This is a genomic window from Pseudomonas sp. DC1.2, from assembly GCF_034351645.1.
GTDB lineage: Bacteria > Pseudomonadota > Gammaproteobacteria > Pseudomonadales > Pseudomonadaceae > Aquipseudomonas.
Genome location: NZ_CP133782.1, coordinates 5,616,833 through 5,629,358, shown reverse-complemented (window position 1 = coordinate 5,629,358; position 12,526 = coordinate 5,616,833). Strand labels below are relative to the sequence as shown.

11 protein-coding genes are annotated in these 12,526 nt (G+C 60.1%); 9 read left to right on the top strand and 2 right to left on the bottom strand.

Going from position 1 to position 12,526, the window contains the following annotated elements; translation table 11 throughout:
- Nucleotide 1: 1 nt before the first annotated feature.
- On the bottom strand, nt 2–631 hold the full coding sequence (locus tag RHM68_RS25625) for a LysE family translocator (RefSeq protein WP_322219765.1): 630 nt from the start codon (nt 629–631) through the stop codon (nt 2–4).
- A gap of 147 nt (nt 632–778) precedes the next feature.
- On the opposite strand from RHM68_RS25625, the gene RHM68_RS25620 reads away from it, so the two are divergent.
- From RHM68_RS25620 to cfaB, 9 genes are all read left to right on the top strand, one after another.
- Nucleotides 779–1,252, top strand: coding sequence for an Lrp/AsnC family transcriptional regulator (locus RHM68_RS25620; protein WP_322219764.1), 474 nt, complete (start codon nt 779–781; stop codon nt 1,250–1,252).
- A gap of 528 nt (nt 1,253–1,780) precedes the next feature.
- The gene (locus tag RHM68_RS25615) at nt 1,781–3,745 is read left to right on the top strand and encodes a protease modulator HflK (protein ID WP_322223948.1); all 1,965 of its coding nucleotides are present in this window, start codon (nt 1,781–1,783) and stop codon (nt 3,743–3,745) included.
- Nucleotides 3,742–4,776: a protease modulator HflC gene (locus RHM68_RS25610; RefSeq protein WP_322219763.1), complete on the top strand. Its 1,035-nt coding sequence runs from the start codon at nt 3,742–3,744 to the stop codon at nt 4,774–4,776. The genes RHM68_RS25615 and RHM68_RS25610 overlap by 4 nt, the downstream gene beginning before the upstream one ends.
- Nucleotides 4,773–5,831 carry a protease modulator HflK gene (locus RHM68_RS25605; RefSeq protein WP_322219762.1) on the top strand — a complete coding sequence of 353 codons (1,059 nt, stop codon included), beginning with the start codon at nt 4,773–4,775 and terminating at the stop codon, nt 5,829–5,831. Before RHM68_RS25610 ends, RHM68_RS25605 begins: the two co-directional genes overlap by 4 nt.
- Nucleotides 5,828–7,738 (top strand): cation-translocating P-type ATPase, encoded by a 1,911-nt coding sequence (locus RHM68_RS25600; RefSeq protein WP_322219761.1) that lies wholly within the window; start codon nt 5,828–5,830, stop codon nt 7,736–7,738. Before RHM68_RS25605 ends, RHM68_RS25600 begins: the two co-directional genes overlap by 4 nt.
- A gap of 108 nt (nt 7,739–7,846) precedes the next feature.
- On the top strand, nt 7,847–8,101 hold the full coding sequence (locus tag RHM68_RS25595; protein WP_322219760.1) for a hypothetical protein: 255 nt from the start codon (nt 7,847–7,849) through the stop codon (nt 8,099–8,101).
- A gap of 65 nt (nt 8,102–8,166) precedes the next feature.
- On the top strand, nt 8,167–9,012 hold the full coding sequence (locus tag RHM68_RS25590) for a DUF692 domain-containing protein (RefSeq protein WP_322219759.1): 846 nt from the start codon (nt 8,167–8,169) through the stop codon (nt 9,010–9,012).
- Nucleotides 9,003–9,791, top strand: coding sequence for a DNA-binding domain-containing protein (locus tag RHM68_RS25585; RefSeq protein WP_322219758.1), 789 nt, complete (start codon nt 9,003–9,005; stop codon nt 9,789–9,791). Before RHM68_RS25590 ends, RHM68_RS25585 begins: the two co-directional genes overlap by 10 nt.
- Before the next feature lie 84 nt (nt 9,792–9,875).
- Nucleotides 9,876–11,060 (top strand): C17 cyclopropane fatty acid synthase CfaB, encoded by a 1,185-nt coding sequence (gene cfaB, locus RHM68_RS25580; RefSeq protein ID WP_322219757.1) that lies wholly within the window; start codon nt 9,876–9,878, stop codon nt 11,058–11,060.
- Here cfaB and cls read toward each other — a convergent pair.
- Nucleotides 11,057–12,496, bottom strand: coding sequence for a cardiolipin synthase (cls, locus tag RHM68_RS25575; protein WP_322219756.1), 1,440 nt, complete (start codon nt 12,494–12,496; stop codon nt 11,057–11,059). The two genes, cfaB and cls, sit on opposite strands and share 4 nt — an antisense overlap.
- Nucleotides 12,497–12,526 lie beyond the last annotated feature (30 nt).

The window sequence follows — 12,526 nt, the reverse complement described above, 5'->3', positions numbered from 1 at the left end:
CTCAGGCCTGTTGGACAAAGGTCAGTCGCAGCGCGAAACCGATCAACAGGCTGCCGAACAGCCACTGTTGCATTCGTTGGGCCGAAGGGCTGCGTTGCAGCCAACGGCCCAGCGCGGCGCCCGTCAGCGCGTAGGCGCTGTCGAACAGTAAGCCGGTGCCGACCAAGAGCACGCCCAGGGTCGCAAACTGCGCAAGCACCGAGCCGGCGTGAGGATCGATGAATTGCGGCAGTAACACCGAGCAGAACAGCAAGGCTTTGGGGTTGAGCAGGTTGGTCAGTAAGCCGCGCCGGATGGCGTCGTGCCAACGGGGATGAGCGTTGGTGGTGTCTGCCCCGTCCAGGCTCGGCAACAAAGTGCTGCGCAGGCAATGGATGCCGATCCACAGCAGGTACGCGGCCCCGGTCAGGCGCACCACGTCGAAGGTCCAGGGCGCAGCCTTGAACAGCGCCGCCAACCCCAGCGCGGCCAAGGCCACATGACATGCTCGGGCAACACCCAGTCCGACCGCCGTGGCCAGCGCGGCGCTTTTGCCCTGACGGGCGCCGGTCTGCAACAGCAGAATCATGTCTGGGCCGGGCAGCAGGTACACCACCGCCAGCGCCATGAAATACAGCCAGAGTTGTGCCACGTGTGTCCCTCCATTCGTTGTCGAGTTGGCAGGGGCAGTCTAGGCCGAGAGGGCAGGGTGGGTGCTTGCGTAGTCCGCTTCTAAAACCCACAAGGTTGGCATAACCTGCCACGTTATGACGTGTTAACCATCAGGATCTGCCAAACCATGAAACTGGATGCCTACGACCGCAAAATTCTCGCCGCCCTGCAACGCGACGGTCGTCTGAGCAACGTGCAACTGGCGGACGAGATCGGACTGTCCGCCTCGCCGTGTTTACGCCGGGTCAGGATGCTCGAAGAGGCCGGGGTGATTCGCGGTTACCAGGCCAACCTCGACCGCGATGAAGTCGGGCTTGGGCTAACGGTGTTTGTCGGGGTCAGGGTCGAGCGCCACAACGATGAACAGGCTGAAGCTTTTCGCCGGGCAGTGACGTCGTTGCCGGAAGTGATTTCGGCGTTTCTGGTGTCTGGGGAATCGGATTTTTTGCTGCAGGTGGTGGTGCCGGACCTGCGCGCTTATGACCGCTTTCTCACCGGTCAACTGCTGAAACTGCCAGGGGTGAGCGATATCCGCAGCAACTTTGCAATTCACACGGTAAAGGCGCCTGGGGCGTTGCCTTTAGAACATTTGCCGCTGTAGATCGAATGCCGCGTCGTTGTGAACGCTAATCTGGGCATTTATATAAACATTGTCTTTTTATATCGTTGTTGATTGTTCGGCTCCTTAGTAGGGGCATTAACAGAAATAACCCGTTGAAGGGGATGATTTTAAATAGTGTCTACGTTGTAACGTCTAGCCTTATTGTTCTTGTCGGCTTGCGTGTTTATATCCCAAGACTGCGTAGTGTGGCGTAACGCAACGCAGCCGCTTCATAGGTTTTTATCGATGTCTTCGGGCGAGCCACTGGCATGGGGAATGTTTGAACGCAACTTGGAGCTGGCGCCCTGCGTGGTGAGCGTCAGTTGCCGTGCTCTTGCGGCTTGACTGCCGACACGTGGACGATCCGATCAAGAAACTCGACTATCGTCACTTAACCCCTCGCCGGCGCGGATCACCCCCCGATGTGCGGATGGCCGCGCGATCTAGAACAGAAATTTCACCACTTTCGTTATATCGTAACGAGTTGTGATGGGTAGTGATGTCCGCAACGTAAAACACTGGGGTGATATGCAAGTCGATCTAGATGCCGATGAAACGCCAATAGCCGGGTTGCCGCGTTTTCAGCAGGCGCTCTTTCACGGGCGGCGCTTACGGCAGTTCGCTATCGGCTTGAGTGCCTTGTCGGCGGTCGGGCTGGTGCTGGCGGTTTTTGTTGCGCTGTTTGCGCCGCAGTCGCTTTGGGGGGCGTTGCTGGTTAATCAAAGCGCCGCTTTATTGGTGTTGGTCGCCGGCCTGCAATCTGCATGGTGGGTCACGCAATGGCGGGTGAGGGCGCTGCATCCGACGGTAGCGGTGCCAGAGGTCGTAGAGAGCGAACGGGTTGAACCCGTGAGTGGGTACGAGCGGATGCTGGACCGGATTGGGCAGCGCTGGGTGCATCTGCTGGCGCAGATTGGCGCGCCGACATTCTGGTTGGCTGGTTGGGCGCTGTTGACGTTGTTCAGCATCATGCAAGTCTGGAACCTGAGCTTGAACCCTGTCGCGCAGGGCTTGGCGGCGAGTGTCGGTGCCGTGTTGTCCCTGCTCTTGGCTTTCGGCTTGCTGGTGCTGGAGCGTCAACTGGCCCAGGAAAACACAAGCCAATGGCCGGAAGCAGCGCCGCTGGCGCAACTGACCCGCGTGGCAATCATTTGCCTGGTGTTGAGCGCTCTGTGCTTATTGTTTGCCAGCGAAACCTCGGTATGGCCGGTGAGGCTGGCGGTGCTGATTGGTTTGCTGCCGGGGTTGGTGGCGGCCGAGTTGCTGCTGCGCGCCGCGTTATCGCTGTTCAGTGCGCCGCGCGAAACTGTTGAGCCCACCTTGCTGGCGCGAAGCTTCGTCGCCGATGTGCTGCGCTGGCCGCCACAACCCTTGCTGGCGTTGCAGCATGAATTGCACAACCGCTTCGGCATCGACCTGCGGCAGATTTGGGCCTTCACGTATATGCGTCGGGCGTTTTTGCCGGTGCTGGCGGCAGTGGCGCTGATCGGCTGGTCGCTGACCGGTGTGCATGAGATCCCCCTTCAAGGACGAGGTATCTACGAGCGTTTTGGCGAACCGGTGGCGGTGTTCGGGCCGGGCTTGCATGTGGGTTTGCCGTGGCCGTTGGGGCGAGTTTTGAGTGTCGAAAACGGTGTGGTCCATGAGCTTGCTACCAGCGTCGGTGAGACGTCGGTGCCAGTGCTCGCCGAGCCTGCCGAAGGCCCTGCCCCGGCAATTGCCAATCGCTTGTGGGACGCGAGCCACGTGAATGACAAATCTCAAGTCATTGCCAGCAGCCGTGCCGATAAGCAGAGCTTCCAGATCGTCAATATGGACGTGCGTTTTGTCTATCGCATTGGCTTGAGCGACCGGGACGCGTTGGCCGCGACTTACAGCAGTGCCGATGTCCCAACGCTGATACGCAGCACGGCCAGCCGGATTCTGGTGCATGACTTTGCCTCGCGAACCCTGGACGGTTTGCTGGGTGAGGACCGGGTGGGGCTCGGTGAAAAAATCGGCAAGGCGGTGCAGGCTGATCTGAAGACACTCGACAGTGGGGTGGAAATTCTCGCCACGGTGGTCGAAGCGATTCATCCGCCGGCCGGCGCTGCCAATGCGTATCACGCGGTTCAGGCTGCGCAGATTGGTGCTCAAGCGCTGATCGCGCGGGAACGCGGTGCGGCGGCAGAAGCCACCAACCAGGCGCAGTTGCAGGCCAGCGTCGCCCGTGATCAGGCGACTGCCCGCGCTCACGAAATCAACGCGGAGGCCCAAGCGGCCGATCTGAAATTCACGGCTGAGCGAAAAGCTTACGCCCGTGCGGGGCAGGCCTTCGTGCTGGAGCAATACCTCAGTCAACTGACCCAGGGCTTGGCCAGCGCCAAGTTGCTGGTGCTCGACCATCGCCTGGGCGGCAGCAGCAACGCGCCGACCATTGACCTCCGCACGTTCACGTTGCCGGCTGACCCTGCGCCGCTGCGTAAAACCGCTCAGCCAGGAGCTGCCAATTGAGCCAGTCGCCTACACACGAACATGATGACCACACGGGCCACGATCACGGTCACGGCGGGCATCACCACGGTCATCACCATCATGGCGATCCGCAAATAGCGGGTCCTTTCCCATGGCGGCGCATGGGGTGGGCCGCGTTGCTGGTGGCGTTTGCCGTGGCGGCGGCGAGCCTGGTGCAAGTGCGCTCAGGGGAGGCCACGGTGATTACCCGTTTCGGTAACCCGTCGCGGGTCCTTCTGGCGCCGGGGCTGAGTTGGCGCTGGCCGGCGCCGTTCGAAGCGGCAATCCCGGTGGACTTAAGGCTTCGCACCACCTCCAGCGGTTTGCAAGACGTCGGCACCCGAGACGGATTGCGCATCATCGTTCAGGCTTACGTGGCGTGGCAGGTTCAGGCCGATCCGGACAACGTGCAGCGTTTCATGCGCGCTGTGCAGAACCAGCCGGATGAAGCTGCGCGGCAGATTCGGACCTTTGTCGGCTCGGCGCTGGAAACCACCGCCAGTAGTTTTGACTTGGCTAACCTGGTCAATACCGACGCCAATCAGGTACACATTGCTGATTTCGAAGCGCAGTTACGTCAGCAAATCGATCAGCAGTTACTGGACACCTATGGCGTGCGAGTGCTGCAAGTCGGTATCGAGCGCCTGACGTTGCCCTCGGTGACGCTCACCGCCACCGTCGACCGTATGCGCGCTGAGCGTGAAACAATCGCCACCGAACGCACCGCGATTGGCAAGCGTGAGGCGGCGCAAATCCGCTCCGCCGCCGAGCGTGACGCGCGAATCGTTCAGGCCGACGCCACGATTAAGGCCGCTGACATCGAAGCCCAATCTCGCGTCGAAGCGGCTCAAATTTACGGGCGTGCCTATGCTGGCTCGCCGCAGCTTTATAACCTGCTGCGTTCTCTCGACACCCTGGGCACCCTCGTTACGCCAGACACCAAACTGATCCTGCGCACCGACGCGGCGCCGTTTCGCGTCTTGGTTGACGGACCGCCGAGTCTGGATAACAAGTCCGGATCGCAGCCATGAATGTAGTTCCACGTGGAACAAACGAGTTCAGTAGCCCCTGGATTCAGGCTGGGCGTTTGGCTTTTCTAGGGCTTTACGCGGTCACTGTATTGGCCGCTTTGGCGTGGGCGTTCTCCAATGTTCGGCAAATCGACCCGCAAAATCGCGCGGTGGTTTTGCACTTCGGTGCGCTGGACCGTATTCAAAATGCGGGTTTACTGCTGGCTTGGCCGCAACCGTTCGAGCAGGTGATTTTGCTGCCGTCGGCGGAGCGAGTGATCGAGCGTCGGGTCGAAAACCTGCTGCGCAGCGACGTCGCTCTGCAAGCTGATCGGGTCGCCACGTTTGCCACACCTTTGAGTGACGCGTTGGCCGGCTCTGGTTATTTGCTGACCGGGGATGCCGGCGTTGTGCAACTCGATGTGCGGGTCTTTTACAAGGTCACCGAGCCCTACGCGTTCGTGCTTCAGGGCGAACATGTAGTGCCCGCGCTGGATCGGTTGGTTACACGCAGCGCTGTGGCGCTCACCGCCGCCCGCGATCTGGACACCATTCTGGTCGCACGCCCCGAACTGATTGGCGCCGATAACCAGGCTGCCGAGCGCCGCGAACGCTTGCGAGGCGACCTGGTGCAAGGCATCAATCAGCGCTTGGCCGACCTGAAAGCCACCGGTCTTGGCCTCGGCATCGAGGTGGCCCGAGTGGATGTGCAATCCAGTTTGCCTGGCCCGGCGGTGAATGCCTTTAACGCGGTGTTGACGGCCAGCCAGCAAGCCGACAAGGCCGTGGCCAACGCCCGCACCGATGCCGAGAAGCTGACTCAGACCGCTAACCAACAAGCCGACCGGGCGTTGCAAGTAGCCCACGCCCAGGCCAGTGAGCGTTTGGCCAAAGCCTCGGCCGACACCGCGACGGTGCTGAGCCTGGCGACGGCGCAACAGCAGGGCACTGACCCGCAAATGTTGCTGCGCCTGTACCGCGAACGGATACCGAAGATCCTCCGTCAGGCGGGTTCGGTGACCATGGTTGATCCGAAAGACGATTCCCGCCTGATCATTCAGGGAGCTGCACAATGACTGCCCCAACCGCCGCCGCACCGAGCCTATTGTCCTCGGCTGAACAGCGAAGCGCCGCCCGCCAATTGACCCTGGCCATGCTCGCTCTAGGCTTGCTGGGGCTCGGCTTAATCTGGCGCTGGGTGTCGCCGCAGCAGACGGGCGTCAGTCAACTGCTGCTTGGTTTTGCTTCTTTGCTGGTTGCCGTACCGGTGATGCGCTCGGCTTGGTACAGCCTGCGTTATCCGAGCCTGCACGGGATCACGGATCAGTTGATCGCGTTGGCGATGCTCGGTGCGTGGGCCACCGGCGATTTGCTCACCGCCGCGCTGCTGCCGATCATCATGATCTTCGGCCACGTGCTGGAAGAGCGCAGTGTGATCGGTTCCCAGGAAGCCATTCACGCCCTTGGCAAACTCACCCGCAGCCATGCGCGCAAAGTTCAAGCCGACGGCACCATCCTTGAAGTCGACAACGGCATCCTCAAGGCCGGCGACATCGTTGAGGTGCGGGCCGGTGATCGGGTGCCGGCGGATGGCCGGGTCTTGTCCGGTCAGGCCAGCCTGGACACCGCTTCAATTACCGGCGAGTCGGTGCCGTTGGAGGCCGACGTGGGCATGCCGGTGTTCGGCGGGGCGATTAACCTCGATGGCCTGTTGCGCATTGAAGTGACCCGCACCGGCAACGAATCGACCTTGGGGAAAGTGATCGCGCTGATGCAAAGCGCTGAGCGCTCCAAGCCACCGATTACGCGTTTGCTTGAGCGATACGCCGGCAGCTACATGGTGCTGGTGTTGTTGCTGGCGGCGGTGACGTGGTTCGTGACCAACGATGCCCAGGCGATGCTCGCGGTGTTGGTGGCTGCGTGTCCGTGTGCGTTGGTATTGTCGGCACCGGCCACGGCGATTGCCGGAGTGGCGGTGGCCGCGCGTCATGGGATTCTGATCCGCAGCTCGGCGTTCCTTGAAGAGCTGGCAGACCTTACGTCGCTGGTGGTGGACAAGACCGGCACGCTGACATTCGGAACGTTGCGCCTGCAATCCATCGAAAGCCCGTTTGAAGACCGTCGTCACGTCCAGGCACTCGCCGCCAGCCTCGGCTCGGCAAGCAGTCACCCGGTGAGTCGTGCGCTCGCCGGTCTGGTGACACAAGAGCACTTTTGGCCGCTGTTTGACATCCATGAGCGTCAAGGCCTGGGCGTCGTCGCGATGACGGAGCAGGGTGAGGCGGCGCTTGGTCGTCCGGAGCTGTTCGCACAGTTGGGTATCTCTACCACCGCCATTCCCGAGCACGATGGGCCGATTGCCGGGTTGGCACTCAACGGTGAATTTCTCGCTTGGCTGCTGCTGGCTGACAGCGTTAAACCCGAGGCCAGGTTTGCCCTGAATGAGTTGCGTGAACTCGGTTTGGGGCGGCAGTTGCTGCTCACCGGCGATCGGCAAAGCGTCGCGAATACGTTGGCGCGTGATGTCGGCATCAGCAACGTCCAAGCTCAGGCGTTGCCTGAAGACAAGCTCAATCGCGTGCTCACGGAAATCGACAACGGTTTCCGGCCCATGGTGGTCGGTGATGGCATCAACGACTCTCTGGCGCTGAAAGCCGGGGTGGTCGGTGTGGCGATGGGTGCGGGCGGCGCGGACATTGCCCTGGCGTCGGCCGACATCGTGCTGATCGGCAGCGACCTGCGACGGCTTGGGACGTGTGTGCGCTTGAGTCGCCAATGCCGACAGACGTTGCAGGTCAACGTCATCATTGGCCTCGGCTGGACGCTGGCGATTGTCGCCTTCGCGGCATTTGGCTGGCTCGGTGCGGCGGGGGCGATGATTGCGGCGTTGCTGCACAATTTGAGCACCTTGTTGGTGCTGGGGAATGCGGGTCGTCTCCTGCGTTTTCAGGAGCCGCTGCTTAAACTCAAGGACAGCCTCTAAAAGTTTTTTGCATCCTCTGTAACGCCGTCGGGGCAGTGCTCTCTAGTGCTAAGTCGGGACTGAACAACCGTCCAGCCGACACCCCCTGACTTTGCTGAGGATTTAAAAATGACTTTCAAAACTGCCGCTGCTGGTGCCGCTCTCGCTCTCGCCGCTGCAACGATGTTTGCCGGTGTTGCCACTCAAGTCCAGGCTGCCGACGCGGTAAACGTTCACTGCTACGGTGTGACGTCTTGCAAAGGCATGAACGACTGCAAGACTGTCGACAATGCCTGTAAAGGTCAGGCCGCCTGCAAGGGCCACGGCTTCAAGGCCATGACACAGGACCAGTGCGCAAAAGAAGGTGGCAAGGTCGGCGAATAACCGACTACTGATTGCAGCCGCAGTGGTTTTTTGGTCACTGCGGCGACTTTGCGAGGAGTCCGCCAATGTCTGCTTCCCTTCCTTGTCTGGGCTATGGCCTGGGTTTACGCAGTGCCTACTATCAACAGATTCTCGAACAGTCGCCGAGCGTGGACTGGTTCGAAATCGTCTCCGAAAACTTCATGGTGCCGGGCGGTAAAGCCCTGCATTACCTCGATGCGATTGCCGAGCGTTATCCGCTGGTGATGCACGGTGTGTCGCTGTCCATCGGCGGTCCACATGCCCTCGATCCGAACTACCTGAATCAACTCAAGCGCCTGGCCGATAGGGTCAAACCCGCGTGGATCTCCGATCATTTGTGCTGGAGCCGTGGCAATGCCCATCAGCTCCATGACTTGCTGCCTCTGCCCTACACCGAGGAAAGCCTCTATTACGTGGCCGCTCGGGTCCGTCAGGTCCAGGACGTATTGCAACGACCGCTGGTGTTGGAAAATGTCTCCAGTTACGTGCGCGCCGCAGGGGATGATTTCAGCGAGTGGGAGTTTCTGGCGACCCTCAGTTGGCTCACCGGTTGCGAGCTATTGCTCGATGTGAACAACGTGTATGTCAGCTCGCGTAATCATGGTTTCGATCCCTGGCAATTCATTCAGGGACTGCCGGCGAGCAAAGTCCGCCAACTGCATTTGGCCGGTCACAGCGACTATGGCGACTATGTGATCGACACCCACGACCACCCGGTCAGCGACCCGGTCTGGGCGTTGTATCAACAGACCTTGGAGCACCTCGGTCCCGTGGCCACGTTGCTGGAACGCGACGATCATTTTCCGCCGCTCGAAGCGTTGCTCACCGAGTTGCAAAAGGCTCGAGAGCTGGGGGACCGTGTGCTCGCCCGGAGGTCGATATGCGCCTGAACGACTGGCAACTGGCTTTTGAAGATTATCTGTTGGGCGACACGGCAGCGCCCAATCCCGCGTTGTCGAGGAGTTTGATCGGTGGTCCCAGCCTGGACGTTGGCGCCGGTTTGGCGATTTATCACCATGCGTATCAGGCCAGGCTTCAGGAAGTGCTGCGCGGTGACTATCCGACGCTCTGGCATTGGCTCGGCGATGATGAATTCGAACAGCTGGTCGCGGCCTATATTCGTCAGTTTCCGTCGAACCATTACAGCCTGCGGTGGCTGGGCAAGGGGTTTGAGGCGTTCATCCGCCAATATCTGGTTCCTGAGCAAAGCGCAGCATTGGCAGAGTTGGCGGCAGTGGAATGGGCATTTACGCTAGCATTCGATGCGCCGGTCGGTCGGTCGCTGACGGTGCAGGACATGGTCCAGCTACCGGCCGAAGATTGGGCGACCTTGCGTGTCAGTCTGGGCCCCAGCGTGCAGTCCATTCCGTGTGCGTTCAACAGCATTGCGCTATGGCGTGCAGTGAAAGCGGAGACGGATTTTCCGAGGTCAGTCGCTGTCGACGAGCCCGAGACTTTAGTCATCTGGCGCGCTGGGCTGGTTTGCCATTACCGCTGTCTCGCGGGGGCCGAGGCGAGCGCTCTAAAATACATGACCAAGCAAGGGGCTAGCTTTTCAGAACTGTGCCTCGATTTGGTAGTCATCTATGGAGAGGGGGCCTCGCTTCAGGCGGTCACTTGGCTGAAGCAGTGGATTTACGACGGCTGGCTAGAGCGTCGCGAACCTTGAGAAATGGCTGCTAAATAGATAGCCGGCTATTTTTTCAGGATGGTCTACCCTCATTTCAGACGTCTGAAACAAGGGGGATTTTTCATGTTCGCGCAACTTCCACCGGCCTTACAGAATCTGCACCTACCGCTACGCCTGCGGCTCTGGGACGGCCATGAATTCAATTTAGGGCCGGCGCCCAGCGTTACGATTGTGGTCAAGGATCCACACATGGTGAGTCAGTTCACTCACCCAAGCCTCGACTTGCTGGGGGCGGCATTTGTCGAAGGCAAACTTGAACTGGAAGGTTCGATCAGCGAGGTGATCCGCGTCTGCGATGAGTGGAGCCAGGCGTTGCTGGGCGATGCAGACAGTCAGCCGATCCGCTCCTTTCATGACAAGGAAGGCGACGCGAAAGCCATTTCCTATCATTACGACCTCTCCAACGCCTTTTATCAGCTGTGGCTCGACAGTGACATGGCGTATTCCTGTGCTTATTTCGAGACGGGCAGCGAAACCCTAGAACAAGCCCAACAAGCCAAGTTCCGCCACCTGTGCCGTAAGCTGCGGCTACAGCCGGGTGAATACCTGCTGGATGTGGGCTGTGGTTGGGGCGGACTGGCACGTTATGCCGCGCGGGAATTTGGCGTGAAAGTGTTCGGAATTACGCTGAGTAAAGAGCAACTGGCTCTCGCCCGTGAGCGAGTAAGCGCTGAAGGCCTGGACGATCAGGTCGAGCTGCAGTTGCTGGACTACCGTGATCTGCCTCAGGACGAACGCTTCGATAAGGTGGTCAGTGTCGGCATGTTCGAGCACGTGGGGCACGCGAACCTGGCCCAATACTGCAAGACGTTGTTCGGTGCGGTGAAGGAGGGCGGTTTGGTGATGAACCACGGGATCACGGCCAAGCACATCGACGGCCGCCCCGTGGGCCGCGGTGCGGGTGATTTCATCGAGAAGTACGTGTTTCCCAATGGAGAGTTACCGCACCTGGCGATGATTTCGGCCGAGATCAGCGACGCCGGTTTAGAGATCGTTGATGTCGAGAGTTTGCGTCTGCATTACGCCCGCACGCTGGACCACTGGAGTGAGCGTCTGGAAGACAACCTCGAGGCCGCCGCCAAACAGGTGCCTGAGCAGGCCCTGCGGATCTGGCGGCTGTACCTGGCCGGTTGCGCTTATGCGTTCGCCAAAGGCTGGATCAACCTGCATCAAATCCTTGCCGTGAAAGCCTACGCCGATGGCAGCCATGACCTGCCCTGGTCCCGGGACGACATCTACTTCTCTTAAAGAATCGGTGAAATCAGCCGCGCGACCCGCATGCCAACCTTTTGCAGGCGGTGGGTTTTGCGGCTTTCTTCTTTGGCGATCTCATGCGCTTGGGCGAAGTCGTCATTGAGCATCTGCTCCACCTCGGCGGCAAACACGCTGTCGACTGTCAGCAACATCACTTCAAAATTCAGCCGGAACGAGCGGTTGTCCATGTTGGCGCTGCCAATGGCGCTGATTTCGCTGTCGATCAACACCACTTTTTGATGCAGGAAGCCTGGCTGGTAGCGAAACATTCTTACGCCGGCGCGTACTGCTTCGAAGGCATACAGGCTGGACGCGGCATAGACGACCCGGTGATCGGGACGTGAGGGCAGTAGAATCCGCACATCTACGCCCCGCAGTACCGCCAGGCGTAGCGCCGCGAACACAGCTTCGTCAGGGATGAAGTAGGGGCTGGTGATCCACACCCGTTCCGTCGCGGCATGGATGGCTTCGACGAAGAACAGCGAACAGGTTTCGTAGGCGTCCGCCGGGCCGCTGGCGAGCAACTGGCACAGTACGCCGTCGTCCGGATAAGCGTCCGGCAGGATCAGCGGCGGCAGTGAGCGAGCAGCCCAGAACCAGTCCTCAGCGAAGGATTCCTGCATACAGGCCACCACGGGACCGCGTACTTGCACATGAGTATCGCGCCAAGGTGCGAGGGGCGGTTTTTCGCCCATGTATTCGTCGCCGACGTTGTGCCCGCCGACGAAGCCCAGGACTCCGTCGACCACCACGATCTTGCGATGGTTGCGGAAATTCACCTGAAACCGGTTGAGCCAGCCGCTGCGAGTGGCAAAGGCTTTGACCTCTGCGCCGGCATCACGTAACGATTGCACGTAGCGACGGGGCAGCGAGTGACTGCCAATGCGATCGTAGAGCAAGTAAATGGCCACGCCTTCGGCGGCTTTGCGCAGCAGCAGGGCGTGCAACCGTTGGCCAAGATGATCGTCGTGGATGATGAAAAACTGGATCAGCACCGCTTCTTTGGCGTGGCTGATGGCGTCGAAAATCGCATCGAACGTGGCGGTACCGTTGATCAGCAGGCGCACTTCGTTATTCGCCAGACACGGCATGCGGCCCAATTTTGGCATCGCCCTCAAGGATGCGTAAGCGCTGGAGGCGCGGGCAGCCAACGCTTCCTCGACCCAAGGACGCCAGTTCAGCTCGGAAATGGCTTTGCGCATTTCTTCGTTGGCTTGACGTCGCGCCTTGATGTAACCGTCGAAGGTGCTGCGGCCGAAGACCAGATACGGGATCAGGGTCAGGTAGGGAATGAACAGCAACGAGAGGGCCCAGGCGATTGAGCCTTGGGCGGTGCGCACGGTCAATACGGCGTGGATGGCGGCGATCAGGCCTAACGAATGCAGCAGCGCAATCACGTAACCGAAAACATGCGGTCCAAAATAATCCATGGGACAGCCTTGCTCCTGAAGAATCGATGC